This window comes from Acidobacterium sp. S8 (assembly GCF_009765985.1).
In the GTDB taxonomy this organism is placed as follows: domain Bacteria; phylum Acidobacteriota; class Terriglobia; order Terriglobales; family Acidobacteriaceae; genus Alloacidobacterium.
Map to the genome: position 1 here is coordinate 481,250 of NZ_LMUM01000034.1, position 15,544 is coordinate 496,793.

At 54.5% G+C, this 15,544-nt stretch carries 10 protein-coding genes; 6 read left to right on the top strand and 4 right to left on the bottom strand.

Annotated elements, in window-relative coordinates; translation table 11 throughout:
- The first annotated feature begins 1 nt into the window (after position 1).
- Complete coding sequence (locus GSQ86_RS17290; RefSeq protein ID WP_256366848.1) at positions 2-538, top strand: DUF3617 domain-containing protein; 537 nt, start codon at positions 2-4, stop codon at positions 536-538.
- A gap of 2 nt (positions 539-540) precedes the next feature.
- Here the strand turns inward: GSQ86_RS17290 and GSQ86_RS17295 are convergent, their stop codons facing one another.
- Positions 541-3,177 carry a PBP1A family penicillin-binding protein gene (locus tag GSQ86_RS17295; protein WP_254062458.1) on the bottom strand — a complete coding sequence of 879 codons (2,637 nt, stop codon included), beginning with the start codon at positions 3,175-3,177 and terminating at the stop codon, positions 541-543.
- A 226-nt stretch (positions 3,178-3,403) separates the two neighbouring features.
- Here GSQ86_RS17295 and GSQ86_RS17300 point away from each other — a divergent pair, with 226 nt between their 5' ends.
- From GSQ86_RS17300 to GSQ86_RS17320, 5 genes are all read left to right on the top strand, one after another.
- Positions 3,404-5,398 carry a serine hydrolase domain-containing protein gene (locus GSQ86_RS17300; protein WP_158751168.1) on the top strand — a complete coding sequence of 665 codons (1,995 nt, stop codon included), beginning with the start codon at positions 3,404-3,406 and terminating at the stop codon, positions 5,396-5,398.
- Positions 5,399-5,487: 89 nt separating this feature from the next.
- Positions 5,488-6,687, top strand: coding sequence for a glycoside hydrolase family 105 protein (locus GSQ86_RS17305; protein ID WP_158751169.1), 1,200 nt, complete (start codon positions 5,488-5,490; stop codon positions 6,685-6,687).
- Positions 6,688-7,116: 429 nt separating this feature from the next.
- Positions 7,117-10,374, top strand: coding sequence for a TonB-dependent receptor (locus GSQ86_RS17310; RefSeq protein WP_158751170.1), 3,258 nt, complete (start codon positions 7,117-7,119; stop codon positions 10,372-10,374).
- A 115-nt stretch (positions 10,375-10,489) separates the two neighbouring features.
- Positions 10,490-12,061 (top strand): FAD-dependent oxidoreductase, encoded by a 1,572-nt coding sequence (locus tag GSQ86_RS17315; RefSeq protein ID WP_158751171.1) that lies wholly within the window; start codon positions 10,490-10,492, stop codon positions 12,059-12,061.
- Positions 12,051-12,545, top strand: coding sequence for a RidA family protein (locus GSQ86_RS17320; protein ID WP_254062459.1), 495 nt, complete (start codon positions 12,051-12,053; stop codon positions 12,543-12,545). Before GSQ86_RS17315 ends, GSQ86_RS17320 begins: the two co-directional genes overlap by 11 nt.
- Before the next feature lie 61 nt (positions 12,546-12,606).
- Here GSQ86_RS17320 and GSQ86_RS17325 read toward each other — a convergent pair whose 3' ends face one another.
- From GSQ86_RS17325 to GSQ86_RS17335, 3 genes are all read right to left on the bottom strand, one after another.
- The gene (locus GSQ86_RS17325; RefSeq protein ID WP_158751172.1) at positions 12,607-13,803 is read right to left on the bottom strand and encodes a pyridoxal phosphate-dependent aminotransferase; all 1,197 of its coding nucleotides are present in this window, start codon (positions 13,801-13,803) and stop codon (positions 12,607-12,609) included.
- 167 nt (positions 13,804-13,970) lie between these two features.
- Entirely contained in the window at positions 13,971-14,951 is a 981-nt protein-coding gene (locus tag GSQ86_RS17330) for an NAD(P)H-quinone oxidoreductase (RefSeq protein ID WP_158751173.1), read from the bottom strand.
- A 23-nt stretch (positions 14,952-14,974) separates the two neighbouring features.
- The gene (locus tag GSQ86_RS17335; RefSeq protein ID WP_158751174.1) at positions 14,975-15,487 is read right to left on the bottom strand and encodes a DinB family protein; all 513 of its coding nucleotides are present in this window, start codon (positions 15,485-15,487) and stop codon (positions 14,975-14,977) included.
- Between the last annotated feature and the right edge of the window lie 57 nt (positions 15,488-15,544).

The following is a 15,544-nucleotide window of genomic DNA, read 5'->3' on the forward strand; positions in this document are numbered from 1 at the left end:
GCTGCTTGCGGAGCGGTCCCGGCACTCGCCCAGACAGACGTTTCCATTCAAGACTGGACTTTGGGAATCGAATGTCACGTCCAGTATCTCCGGCATACAGATTCCACCTGATGTACAGGCACATCTGGCTCAGATGCCGCCCGAACAGCAGGAGAAGATTCGCAGCATGATGGGTGGAGCGCCGCAGACCTCCGTGATGCGAAGCTGCATGACGAAAGAACAATTCGATAAGTGGAATGACTCCTTCCACGAGAATAAAGACAAGGACGAGCAGTGCACGCATACCAATGTCATCACGGATGTGCATGAGCGAACCTTCGACATCAACTGCACTTCGCCGACTGCGAAGAGCGCAGGCCGTATTCAGATGTTCATCGATAGCGATGAAAAGGGGCATGGCTCCGTACACATGGTCCGCACCGCATCAGAGGGACCGCAGGCCATGAAGCCGATCACCGTGGATGTAAAGTTCGATACGCATTACATCGGTTCTGACTGCGGCAGTATCAAGCCGGGAGATGCTGAGCCCGTCCGCTAGGACTATTGCGGATTTTGTTGCTGCGGCTGTTGTTGTGGCTGCTGTGGCTGCTGATCGTCCTTCTTGCCGCCGAACAGGCGGCCAAAGAATCCGCGCTTTTTCTTGGTCTGCTGGGCATTGGGGTCCGCACTATTTTCCGTAACCACACTTTGTGCAGGATTCGGTGCAGGCGTCATAGGCGCGACGGGTTGCGGCGCGGGCTGTGCTGTCTGGACGGGCGCAGGTCCAACTGGTTTCTGTCCAATCCCAAAGATCTTCTGGAAGAGATTGCGCTGGTCTCCATTCGTGTGGTCACAAGTGTCAGTCGGCTGCGTGCCGTCGAGAAAGGCCGCAGTATAGACAGAAGTTGAGCATGAAGCATCGGCAATAAGGTTGGTAGCCTTGTCCAACTGCACTTCAGTGATGCCAGCAGGCGGTTCGAAATTTTTCGTGTCAGAATATTGCGGCAACGCTACAGCGCGCTTCATAAACTCGGCAAAGATTGGGGCCGCTGCATCGGCGCCTTGAAGTTTGATGTCAGAATAGTCATCGTTACCGACCCAGACAATGCAGAGAAGATTCGAAGTGTATCCCGCAAACCATGCGTCGTTCGAGGTCCCGGTTTTTCCTGCTGCCGGGGCCGTGAAGCCCATCGAGCGAACTTTTATCCCCGTGCCATGGTTGATCACATTTTCCAGCATGCTGGTTGTCAGGTATGCTACGCGCGGATCGAGTATCGGTTTGCTGGTCGGTGAGTATTCGCTGATCACATCGCCATTGGCGCTGCGCACGGAAGCCAGCATCCATGGATCGATCTTCACGCCGCCGTTCGCAAATACGGTGTACGCGCCTGCCATATCGAGAGGCGCCGCATCATAGGCCCCGATTGCCACCGAAGGTGTCCCGCGAGCCGACTTGATGCCTGCATCCCGTGCCAACGCGGCCACGTTGTTAAATCCCACCATTTGGCCAAGAGCGATGGTTGCGACGTTCTGCGATTCCTGCAACGCAAAACGCGCCGTGATCATGCCGTATTCTTCGTTGTGAAAGTTGTGCGGAGTGTATTCCTGGTCGCCAACTGTGTAGGTCGTCTGCTCATCGTTCAGCATCGTCACCGGCGTAAAGACGCTGCTGGTTCCGTCGCTGTTCGTCAACTGCGCGCCGGAAAGGCTGCTGTTGAATGCCGCAGCATACACGAAAGGCTTAAAGATTGATCCAGTGGGACGATGCCTCACCGCATGGTTGAACTGGCTCATGCCGTAGTTACGGCCGCCCACCAGCGCCAATACCTGGCCGGTGTGCGGATTAAGCGCGATCAATGCCACCTGCGGATAGGTAATATCGCTGTCCACCGTGGCTGGGCTGTTTTTCGTTGCGCGATGCGTGTGCTTTTTCGTCACCAGCGCATCCACCAGCTTCATCCCTTCGTTCACGGCATCCGATGCCGCTGTCTGCAGCTGTGGATCGAGCGAGGTATAAATGCGCAGTCCCTGATGGTTGTATTCCGCATCGCCCAGCTTCTGCACAATCTGGTCGCGTACCAGGTCAACAAAATAAGGAGCTTCGTTGGCATCGACGCTTTGCGTCGTCAGCTTCAATGGACTGGCCTTCGCTTCTTCGGCTTGGTCTTTGGTGATGGCTCCCGTCTCGACCATTGCATCCAGCACTACGTTGCGGCGCTCCATGGCGCGAGCGGCGTGACGGTATGGGTTCAAACGGCTTGGGCTCTGAATCAGTCCCGCAAGCAGCGCGCATTCCTGCAGATTGAGCTGCCGCACATCTTTGCCAAAATATGCCTGTGCCGCTTCGCCAAATCCATTGATGGCAAAGCTGCCCTGTTGTCCTAGTGATATTTCATTCGCGTACAGCTCAAAAATCTTCTGCTTGCCGTACCGGTGTTCCAGCTGGAAGGTAATCAGAATCTGGATCAGCTTGCGCCGAATCGTCCGTTCCGGAGTCAGAAAGAAGTTCTTGGCAAGTTGCATCGTCAATGTCGAGCCGCCGCCCATGTACCGGCGATCGCCCCGCATATCGTGCCATACCCAACCGATCATGCTGTAATAATCGACACCCGAATGTTCGAAGAAGCGCTTGTCTTCAATCGAAGTTACCGCAGGGACGAGGTAGCGCGGCAGTTCGTTGTAAGTCACGAGGCGCCGCTTGATGCGGTTCTGATCGGAAAGGCCAGTGACGAGCAGCGGCTCCAGTTCATACGCCGCCAAGGCCTGCCCATTAGCATCTGTAATTTTAGAGACGGTCCGTGTATCGAAGTCGATCGTTGCGCTGTCCGGCGCGTGGTAAGACTGCGGCCCTGGATGAATCGTTATGCTTCCGCTGTTAAGCGAATACGTGCCCATCGGCGATACCGGCATAGCACCATCTTCCGTGTAACCGGCGGACCTCAACTCCTGGACGACAAAATTCGCCGTCAGCTTCTGTCCCGGACGCACCTCGCGCGGCGCGGCATAGATCTTCGCCGTGTTGGTGAAGAGTGGCTTTTCCAGCCTTTCATCGACGATGTGCTTATAGCGGCAATAATAGAAGCTGAATAACGCAATGCATGCTAAGAAGACGACTCCGGCTGCCACGGCTGCTATTTTCAGAACGTTGCGGTTAAGCAGGCTGCCGGACGCGGATCGGGGTGCGAGTTTTACTTTCACGGCCAATTTGGAACTACCACCTTTAATATTAACGGTTTTGGACCGTATTCGGGTCTCGGCCGGCGAGCCGGGGAAATCCCCTCGTTACCCGCACCTGCTTGGATGCCGGCAGCACTCCTATTAAGACGAAGGCCGGAGAAATAAAGTACCCTTTCTGAGCAAACTGTGTGAATGAGATTCTTTCCAAAGACCTTACAATGGCCGCACTCTCATTCTGGAGCACCGGATGCCTCTTTCGCGTGTCGCAGTTCGCTTGTTGGCCATTTTCGCGGTTTTTAGCGGGACGGTTCGGCCTCTACAGATTCCTGTCACTCCCACCGCGCCTCAACCAGCGCATCGCGCTGCAGAAACTACGCCACCAACTGTTCCTGGCAATGAGCACGCGCTCGAAGCTGCCGACCTGGAGGCATTTTTTGACGGGATACTACCTCTTCAGCTGGAGCGAAACGATATCGCCGGTGCCTCAGTGCTGGTCATGCAGAACGGGAATGTCCTTCTTAAGAAAGGATACGGGTACGCGGACGAGAAAACGAATAAGCCGGTCAATCCCGACACGACCATCTTCCGTCTTGCTTCCATCTCGAAGCTTTTCACCTGGGTCTCGGTCATGCAGCTTGAGGAGCAGGGCAAGCTTGACCTCGATACCGATATTAACCATTATCTGGATTTCCAGATTGCCCCTGCCTTCGGCAAGCCCATTGCCCTCCGCAACCTGATGACACACACTGGCGGCTTCGAAGAGGAAAGCAACGACATCATCTTCACCGATCCGAAAAAAGTTGTTTCGCTGCGGGATTTTCTCATACAAAATCAGCCTAAAAGGCTTTTTCCGCCAGGTACCGTTCCCGCATATTCCAACTATGGTGTCGGTCTGGCCAGCTACATTGTGCAGCGTGTGAGCGGAATGCCATTTGAGCAGTATGTGCAGGATCACGTCTTCGCCCCGCTGGGTATGACACATTCCACTTTTTATCAGCCGCCACCAAAAGCCCTGGCTTCCTCGCCTTCCGAAGGGTATCGCGATGATACGCAAAAGCCGCCTGTAGGCTTTGAGATCTTCAACCCGGTAGGAGCGGGTGGTCTTTCGTCGACTGCCGCCGATATGGGACGCTTCGGCACTGCGCTGCTGCAGGGCGGGGAACTCGACGGGCAGCGTATCCTCAAGCCGGAAACGCTGGCTGCCATGTGGACACCACAATTTCGCGCCAGCGACCAGATGCCGCCCATTGCCATGGGCTTCTACGAGACTTGGCGCAATCATCTGCGCTGGATTGGCCACGAAGGCGATCTGATCGCATTTCACAGCCTCTTCTTTGTTGAGCCGACGGAAAAGCTGGTACTGTTCGTCTCCTACAATTCGGCGGGCGGTGGAGACAGCAAGCCGCGGCCCGAGATCATCAATATGTTCACCGATCGCTATTTTCCTGGGGATATGAAGCAGTCGTTTGTCAGCTTGTCCCGCCAGGAACTCGATGCTATCAAAGGCCGCTACCAGAGCACGCGCCGTGCCGATAGCACCCACCTTGCTCTTGCCAACCTGTTCGACCAGCACAGCGCCGATGTCAATAAGGCCGGCATACTGCATGTGGAGGACTTCAAAGATCTCAGAGATCACGCTATTAAATGGAAGCCCATCGGCAACGATCTCTGGCAGGAAGTGGACGGTCAGCGGCGGCTCTTTGCTATTCGTGACAGCAGTGGGAAAGTCATACGACTTGCATATGACTTTCCCGGCGTGCAGGCGCAGCGCGTTCCCTGGTATGAAAACAGCCACTTCGTGCTGAGCGCCGACGGATGTAGCCTGGCAGTGCTGGCCTGCGTTATCCTTGCATCCTTAAGCAGAACAGCAAGACGCATCTTCCTCAAGCGCCCACGTCCCTCGCCACAGCCGGGAACCCGCTGGCTTCCCTTCGTCACGCAGGCAGCCGCGTGGGTGTGGGTGACGATGCTCGTTTCGATACTGACTTTCTTTGCAATGAGGGGCGATCATCTCATGCCGCCCACGCCAGCATGGGACAAGTACATGCTCCTTATCGACGTTGTTACCGCATTCGCCATGCTGCTCAGCTTTTTTGCAATCCTTTCCGGCATCCGCATCTGGCGGCGGCCGGAGACGCGACACATCACACGCCTGAAATATTCCCTCGTGGCGCTGGCTTGCGTGTTCTTGTGCTGGTTCGCCATCCACTGGAACCTTCTCGGCCCGGTGCATCGAATCTGACCTCAGTACCGCCATACGGGAGAAGGCATCCACCGCTGCGCTTACACTGACTGTTGGCTATACCAGTCCTTCGAATGAGATTGATGAGTATGCGTAGTCGCCTGAATTGTGTTGTCGGATGCCTTCTTTCTGTCGCCGTTCTTTCTACCAGTGTTGCTCTGCCGGCGCAGCAGCATCTCCCTACTCCGCAGGAGCAGCAGCGCATCGATGAGGCCATTGCGGACCACATCGCTGACGTTCCCGATAACGCCGGGCCGATGGCTAAGGATTTGTCTCCGAAGCTGAAGCCGAAAGCCGTTGAGGCTGCCATCCGCAAAGTAGCCGACTGGCAGCTCCAGCGCTCGCAGCCTTACTTCGGAAACGACTGGACATGGAGTGTGCTTTATACAGGTTTCATGGCTGCTTCCAGCGCTACGGGCGACAGTAAATACAGCGACGCCCTGCTCGAAGTCGGAAAGAAATTTGACTGGAAGTTGCGCTCGCGTCTGCCAAATGCCGACAACCAGAGTATTGGGCAGATGTATGCGGAACAATACCTGCAGAAGAGTGATCCGCAGATGATTGCTGACACGCATACGGAGCTTGACGCGTTGATCGAGCACGAGAACGATCCCGCGACGAGAATTCCCTGGTGGTGGTGCGATGCTCTCTTCATGGCGCCCCCTTTGTGGGCATGGATGAACGCCATCACGCATGAGGAAAAGTATCTCGATTACATCGACCGCGAATGGTGGAAGACGTCGCAATTGCTTTACGATCCGCAAGAACATCTTTACTTCCGCGACGCCACCTATCTCGATAAAAAAGAGCCAAACGGGAAGAAGATGTTCTGGTCGCGCGGCAATGGATGGGTGCTGGCAGGCACGGCACGGCTCCTGCAGTTTTACCCCAAAGATGACTCGCGTCGCGCGAAATATGTGCAGCAGTACAAGGAAATGGCCGCGAGCCTAATCAAGCTTCAGGGCAAGGATGGTCTTTGGCGTTCGGGGCTTCTCGACCCAGAATATTACCAGCAGCCGGAAAACTCCGGCTCTGCCCTTATTACGTTTGGTCTGGCGTATGGCGTAAATGAAGGCATCCTGGATCGCAAGACGTATGCGCCCGTAGTGGCGCGCGCGTGGAAAGGCCTGTTGTCTTACGTTTACGCCGACGGCCGTCTGGGCAGCATTCAACAGGTAGGCGCAGCGCCCGCATTTTTCAAGCCGGCGTCCAGCTTTAACTTTGGTGTCGGGGGTTTTCTGCTCGCCGGCTCTGAGGTAGACCGCATGGCGAAAGGCCATAAGAAGTAGCAATGCTGCATCCAATCGATACTCGAGCACGGGATGCGTAGACGAGATAATTTTGACATGAAATAAAGAAATATTATGATCGGCTGCGCTCCGACCTTATAGCGTGGCCGTAATTGATCCGTTAGTTGTTACAAACAAAGCTCTCTCACCGTATTTCGGACTTGCCTCAGATCATTGCCCCATCGTCCTTCTGCAATAAAGCCCTCTTATAAGCTCATTCACATTCCTTTAATACCCAAATTTTGCAGTTGAAATAGCGATTTTGTTCGAACTAAGTTGGGTCATGGAAGTCATCCGCCAGACATTTCATCCGGCTCGTTACCCCAAGAAGCTCGTGTCAATTCATTGCTTCACGCTCTCTCGAGCCAGATAGATTTCAGTCACTGAAAACAGACATCACCCACAAGCTTTCCTTTGGAGGTCGTTGCTATGTCGTTCCGAAGTCGCAGTCCTATACCTGTATTTGTCACAGTCATAGTTCTATTTATTTCAACGCTTTACCCCTCTTCGATGCGAGCTCAAACCTTTCGTGGCGGCATTAACGGAACGGTTACCGACCAGGCAGGCGCCGTTGTTGCGGGCGCACAGGTGACAGCCACCGCCGATGCTACACAGGTCGCACACACTACAATCAGCTCCAGTGGTGGTGAATTCTCGTTTCAGGATCTACCGCTCGGTAGCTATACCGTCGCCGCAACAGCGAGTGGCTTCCAGCTCGTGAAGTTTTCCAACGTTGCAGTTACGGCGGGAACCATCTACACACTGCCCATCAAACTTTCGGTCGCCTCACAGGCTACGACAGTCGAAGTATCGGCAGCCGCGCTTGCCCTGGATACGACGACAACGACACAGACAACGGTATTGCAAAGCAAAGCGGTACAGGACATTCCCCTGAACGGCCGCGATTTTACCCAGCTTGTAGCGTTGACTCCTGGGTTCGCCGGGTATGTGGGTGGCGGTTACGGCTCATTGAACGGTACCCGTGCCAACCAGATGAACTGGCAGATCGACGGTATCGACAACAACGATCTATGGCATAACATCCCCGCGGTCAATCAGGGCGGTGTCTCCGGCATTGCAGGCATCGTGCTTCCCATCGACGCTGTGGAGCAGTTTTCCGCGCAGACACAAGCTCCGCCGGAATCGGGCAGAAATCCGGGTGGCACTATCAATCTAAGCTTACGGTCTGGATCCAACGGAATTCATGGTTCCGCATACTACTTCAATCGCAACGAAGCCTTGGGAGCGAAGAATCCGTTTACCTCGACCAAACAGGAAGTGCGTAATCAGAACTGGGGCTTTTCCGCAGGAGGTCCTTTCATCAAGGACAAGCTTTTCTGGTTCACAACATTTGAAAAGCAGAACTTTACTATCGGAGTTCCGGCGCAGGCAACCGAACCCTCAATTGCATATCAGAACGAGGCGGCAGCCGTTCTTGCCAATCATGGAATCGCAGTCAATCCGGTTGCCGTTTCTCTTATCAACGGCAATGGCTCTACGAAAGGGCTGTGGCCGACGTATGCTCTTAATGGCCCGGCCTCGACGAACAACTATACCAGCGTCGATCCTGAATATGGCTATAGCTACAACGGTCTGGTCAAGCTCGATTACACCATCAACGACCGCAACAGTCTGTCTGCGCACTGGTTCGTAGGGCAGGGAAATCAGGTAGCGCCGGTTGGATCAATCCTGAAGGCATACTATGAAGTCGCCCCTATCCACGTTCAAAACTATGCCATCGTTTACAACCACGTCTTCACGCCAACCATAGCCAACCAGCTTCTCGCCGGCGTCAACTACTTCAACCAGGTGTTCAGCGATTTTGAAACGGATTTCGATCCGGCCGCTCTTGGCTTGGTTACGGGATCTCCCTACCCTGGTGCCCCGAACATTAACATCGGCGCAAATGGAGAATTCGACCCGACCGGGGAAACACCGCCTGAGGGCCGCAACGACATCACCGGCCATCTCACCGACGATCTTTCCTGGACCATCGGAAAGCATCAATTCAAGTTCGGCGGCGAATACCGCCAAGCGCAGCTGGATGAATTCTATAAACGGCATGCTCTTGGCTCTTTAACCTTCGACGGCGCACAGGGTCCGTGGACGGCGTCCGATATCGCTCCTTATGGAGGCGATACCAATCTTCTGCCGCTTGCTGATTTCATGGCGGGCTATGTTTCACCCACCGGATCTTCCATCGCGATTGGCGATCCCGACCGGCAGGTCTTTGTAAATACCTTCGACCTGTTTGCGCAGGACGCATGGCAGTTATCTCCAAAACTGTCATTCAACTACGGCGTTCGTTATGACTACGAAGGCCCTCTACACAACGGATACAAAAACCTCTCCACTTTCCGGCCATCGCTGGGCGGCATTGTCTTGCAGGGCGAACAGGTCGATTCCCTCTATGACCGAAGCTGGTTGAATTTCAGTCCGCGCGTCGGCTTCTCCTATCAGGCATCCGGCAACACTGTAATTCGTGCCGGGTACGGGTTCTACTTCGATACTCCAAATCTGAACCCATTCCTGGATAATCGTCCCGGCAATGGCGCTCCCAATGGTGTGGAAGGCAATCCAAGCGGACCAAGCCCAGTACTTACTGTGCAGCCAACTAATATTGGCGCGACGAATCCGATTCAGTTCGGCGTTCCAGTATTTCCCTCAAGCAGCAGCGCCGACTGCCCTTGCGCCCTTTTCTCGGTTGATAAAAACTTCCGGAATGCCTACAGCATGAACTACAACCTGCAGGTGGAACAGAGTCTCAACGGCAAAGTTGTCGCGCAGCTGGGTTATGTAGGCAGCGAAGGCCGCCGCCTGTTGAGTCTGCTGGATATCAATCAGGGATTTGTGAATCCTGGCGTCGGAGTTACTCCCGGCACCTATTCCAATTTTGTGCAGACTTCCGTCAGCGCCAACCCTCTGGTCGGAACAAATCCTATCAACCAGCTCGAAAGCATCGGAACCTCCAACTACAACTCGCTGCAGGCCACTCTGAGAACGCAGAATTGGCACCGCCTCAGCTCCAGCTTGACTTATACGTGGAGTCACAACATGGATATCGTGACCGCATACCGCGGACAGCTGCCGCAAGACAGCCATGATTTCAAAGGTGACTATGGAAACAGCGACTTCGATGTACGCAACACGTTCGTGGGATTTTTCTCTTATGAAGTTCCTGGATCCAGCCATCTCCGGCTGCTTAGCACAGGCTGGCAGGCGAATACGCTCTTAACACTGCACGGCGGCCAGCCATTTAGTGTCATGTCGTCCAGCGACACAACCGGCACGAATGAAGGCGTACAGCGTGCTGATGTCATCGGTAATCCATACGATGGCGTACATCACAATTCGAGCACGTCACAATCGTGGTTGAATGCAGCCGCCTTTACGAACCCTGCTCAATACACTTTTGGAGATTCGCGCAGGAACCAGTATTTTGGACCTGGATATGGCTCCTGGGATCTTTCTGTCTTCAAGAACACGCCGATCACAGAGCGCGTCAGCACACAATTCCGCGTAGAGATGTTCAACTTGACCAATAGGTCTAACTTTGCGCCTCCCAGAAATACGGTGGGCACGCAACTGGGGACTCTCTATGACACCATTGGTGACTACAACGGTGCCCCCGGCATCGGCGCAGGCGAGCCGTTCAACACACAGTTGGCTCTCAAGATTATCTTCTAACCCTCAACAATGCGGTGCATGTCAAATGCGCCGCTTCCTCTTGGTTATCCTGGCCGGACAAATCAGTCTAGCCAGGTTCTCTCTCATAAAAAAGTTTGGAGTGAAAAAGAAAGTTATGGGATTAAGTAGACGTGATTTTTTAATGCGGGTCGGTCAGGCTGGCGGCTATGGAGCCGCCTTCATGATGATGCAATCGCTTGGCCTGATGCCGGCACCTGGAGCCTATGCGCAGGACGCTCTGAGCCCAGTGCCCGGCAAGGGAACCCGGGTCGTGATTTTAGGTGGAGGCATCGCCGGTCTGGTCTCGGCATATGAGCTGGGCAAAGCTGGATATAAATGTACCGTGCTCGAAGCGCGTTCCCGCGTTGGTGGCCGCAACTGGAGTATCCGCCGAGGTACGCAGGTGCAGTTTGCCGATGGCACACAGCAGACCTGCAACTTTGAAGAAGGCCATTACTTCAATGCGGGTCCCGCTCGTCTTCCATCCATCCATACCACCATGCTTGGCTACTGCCGCGAACTCGGCGTGCCGCTGGAAGTTGAGGTCAATACATCGCGCGGTACATTGCTGCAATGCGACAAGATGAACGATGGCAAGGCTGTCGAGCAGCGCCAGATGGTCAACGATACACGCGGTCACGTCTCGGAATTGCTCGCAAAGTGCATCAATAAAGGCGCTCTCGATCAGGATTTGAGCAGCGATGACAAGGAGCGCATGCTCACTTTCCTGCGGGAATACGGTGATTTGAAAACCGATTACGTATTCAAAGGTTCAGAGCGTTCCGGATTCAAAATCTACCCGGGCGCGGGTCCTGCTGCTCCGGAGGCCAAAGATCCATTGCCGATGCATGCTTTGCTCGACGCCGATCTCTGGCAGGGCTTGATGTCGGAAGATGTCATCGATTGGCAGGCGACGATGTTCCAGCCGGTAGGAGGTATGGACCGCATCCCCGCGGCCTTTGAAAAAAAGCTTGGCAGCGTTGTGCGCTATGGCGCTGAGGTGAAGCAGATTCGCCAATCACCCAACGGAGTTACCGTCACCTATCTCGATCGCAAGTCTGGTAAATCAGAAAACGTATCTGCTGATTACTGCATCTGCGCCATGCCCTTTAGCGTCGTCAAGACAATAGATGCTGATTTCTCGCCCGATATAAAGGCTCTCATCAGCGCCAGCAGCTATGACTCCGGCTACAAAGTGGCATGGGAGTCCCGCCGCTTCTGGGAACAGCAATATAACATCTACGGCGGTCTCTCCTATCTGCGCCAGACCGTCGATGTCGTCTGGTATCCAAGCGCATCGTTCTTCTCGCCGAGCGGCATCATCGTTGGCGGCTACTCCATTGAGAACGGCACACCCTTCGGGCGACTGCCCAATATGCAGGCCAAGCTTGATGCATCTCGCGCATCGATCGAAAAACTGCATCCGGGCTATTCAAAAGAACTCAAGAACCCCCTGTACATCAACTGGGGCGAAATTCCATACAACCTTGGCTCCTGGATTCACGGATACGGCAGCGAGTACGCGAAGACATACCAGCGCATCATCGTGCCTGACCGTCGTGTCTACTTCGCAGGCGACCACACCAGCCACATCATCGGCTGGCAGGAAGGAGCGGCGCTTTCCGCTTATCGCACCGTGAACCAGATCGGAGTTGCCGTGCAAAAAGGAGGATCGAGTGCAGCGTAACCGTTCGCTTATGGAGTTCTGTCTGGTATTTGTAACCGCAACTGTGCTTTTATCCGCAAACGCGCAAGCTCAGCGGAAAGTCACGCGTCTTCCTCTTCCGCCGCCTCATTCGGATTTTCCGATCTCTCAAGGTGTCTGGGTGGGAGACACGCTTTATCTCAGCGGCATGATGGCTTCCACACTCGCTTCACCCACACCCGGCGATACGAAAGAGCAGACTGTCAGCACCATCCAGCAGATTCAAAAAGCTCTGGAAGCGCAGAAGCTGACACTTGGCGACGTCGTCATGATGCACGCCTATCTCGCAGGTGATCCAGCCAAAGGCGGCAAGATGGACTTTGCCGGATTCATGGCTGGTTATACGCAGTTCTTCGGTACCAAGGATCAGCCGAATAAGCCTGCACGCAGTGCTATGCAGGTAGCCGCTCTTGCCGCGCCTACGGGACTCATAGAGATCGAAGTGATCGCTGTTCGTCCTCAATAAAAACCATCCACCCACAAAGAGAAAAGCCCCGGAGTTCCGGGGCTTTTCTCTGCGATTCGATTTACGAGAGGTGAGTGTAAGGAGCATTCCGCAGTCGCTCCGGCAGCGGAAGAGGCTCAAGGCCGGCTGTAGAAGAGCTCATCACCTGCTTATAAGCGGTGCGGAACTTTTCCATATCCGAGCTGGTGCCGACAGTGATGCGGACATAGGTCGGCCACGCAGGCCACACGCGGCCAATATAAACGTTCTTCGCTGCCATTGCGGTCAGCACTTCTTTGCCAGGACGTCCTGTATCCAGCATGAAGCAGTTGCTTTGCGAAGGCGTGAACTTGTAGTTGCTCGCAGTGAGCCACTCAAAGGTCTCCTGGCGAATATCAGCATTAATCTTCTTGCGCTCCGCGATCAGATCTTTTTGCTGAAGACTTGTCGTAGCCGCCGCAACCGCCATAATCGGCATTGAATTCATACCGTAGGGCTGTAGTTTGGCTAGCAGGTCAGGACGCCCGATTGCGAAACCGCAACGCATGCCGGCCATTCCATATAGCTTGGAAAATGTTCGCAGAACGATCACATCTTTATCGGCTTTTACCAGATCGAGAGACGGGGTGGCATCGGAGAAATGGATATATGCTTCGTCGATCAGCAGAATCGATCCCTTTGGCTTATTTTCCACCGCGTATTCGATATCCTCGCGGCTGGTGATCGTTCCTGTCGGGTTATTTGGGTTGCAGATATACAGCACGCCAGCATTAGGATCGGCGGCCACCATCGCTTTTATGTCATGAGCATAGGTCTTGGTAAGCGGTACGGGGATCACTTTTGCTCCGCTGGCCTTGGCGGCATAAGTGCCCGCCTCGTAGCCTGGATCAGCCGTCACGTAAGACTTTTCCTTCGATGTGAATGCAAGCACGCTGTAATGCAGCGGCTCGCTTGATCCGGCATAAGCCATCACATATTCTGGTTTCAGGCCTTCCATCCCGCTGAAGGTCGTAATCAGCTTCTCGGTGAGATCGAAGTCGTAACGGCCGCCTTCAGGAATCAGACTGGAAATCGTTGCGCACGCTCCCGTGCAAGGTCCAAGCGGATTTTCATTGGCGTTGATGCGTACCGCATCGGGTGGAATATTCTGCGACATCCGGCGGCGTTGCGCGTGCGCCAGATGTGACTCGGTAAGTATCGGAATGGAAGCAACGACGGAAGCAGCGGCGGAATAGCGAAGGAAGGAACGGCGGGAGAAGCCGGTGTCAACGGGACACATAAATGTCTCCTGAATAGTAGATACAAAAAATCTAGTCTCCCGTGCAGGCTATAACAAGCGAGGAATCTATGTTTTTCCTGCTATTCAAAGAGTTTCTGCGAAGTATAAGAACCAGTTATCGATCGTAAGCGCTTGATCGTACATTCCGTTGAGTACATTCGCCAAACCTATAAAAGCAGCATGATCTTTCCAATATGGCCGCCACCCTGCATGCGCATGTGTGCCTCCGCCGCATTTTCCAATGGAAAAGTTGAATCCACAATCGGACGAATTTGGCCTGAATCCACTAGCGGCCAGACCTTCTCCGCAATCTGATCGCACAGCGCTGTCTTTTCATTCACCGACCGAGAGCGCAGCGTAGAACCGGTAACTATCAGTCTCTTCATCATGATGGCCCGCAGATCAACCGTTACCTCTGCACCATGAGAGGTAGCGATATGTACCAGGCGTCCAAGCGGCGCCAGCAACTGTATATGCTTCGGAAAATAATCTCCTCCCACCATATCGAGAATGACATCGACACCTCTCCTGCTGCTCCAATCCAGAGCGCCGGCCAACCAATCCTCTTCACGATAGTTGAAGGCTCTCTCGGCACCAAGTGAAAGGCAGAAGTCGCACTTTTGCTGTGATCCGGCAGTCGTTGCCACCAGGGCGCCAAAGCTCTTCGCCATCTGGATGGCCATCGTCCCAATGCCGCTCGTACCTCCCTGCACCAGAAGCCGTTCGCCCGATTGCAGATAATTGGTTGCAAAAAGATTAGCCCATACTGTGAAAACGGCTTCCGGGAGTGCCGCTACATCGGTAAGGCTAACGCTTGCAGGCAGCGGCAGACAGCAGCCGGCGTTGGCCACGCAGTATTCCGCATACCCGCCGCCCGGTATAAGCGCGCATACCGCGTCTCCTACCTTCCATCGTGCATTCACATCGCTGCCTGTTTCTGCAATGTGCCCTGAGACCTCCATCCCCAAAATAGGGGATGCACCCGGCGGCGGCGGATAGTGGCCTTCGCGCTGAAGCAGGTCGGCGCGGTTCAATCCGGCTGCTGCCACTTTGATGAGAACCTCTCCGGCTCCCGGCTTAGGGGTAGCTATCTCCGCGACGGTAAGAACTTCCGGGCCGCCATCATGCTCAATGTGAATGGCTCGCATAGAAGTACAGGATAGGACAAACGCTACCGAAATGGATTCTCATCCGCCGAAGGCCCGTAAATGGACGGCACCGGCGCGTCGTTCAGTCGCAGATAGACCGTAAGTTGCCCGCGATGATGCGCAAGATGGCTGAAGACCGCGTCGCGGATCATGATATGTCGCGGGTTCTCGCTTGCCACATGACCGCCGACCACAAACTTCCATGTTGTCAACAGGTGCTCGTCGGTCGTGTTCTCCAACGCTTTGCGTGCCTTTGCGACCGAATCGTCCAATGCGGCGATTAACTCGGACCGCGTCGTCAACTTCTGCGGCTTATGTTTGGAGTCACCCTGCGGCGTCATATCCAGCTGGTCTTCTTCGATCATGAATTGGATCCAGCCCAGAATGGTCGCAACGATTGTTGCCAGATATCCCAGCGGCATCGATTTCTCGTGGGGCTTCCAGTCATAACGGCCTTCAGGCACGCGTTCTAACGCACGGCGGGTCGATGCAGCTTCACGTTCCAGATCGGCAAGCAATAACTCAGTCATCTTCATGTTCACTTTCTCCCTCGAAAGCAATGCTAGTCCGCCATATATGACACCTTGTGTCAT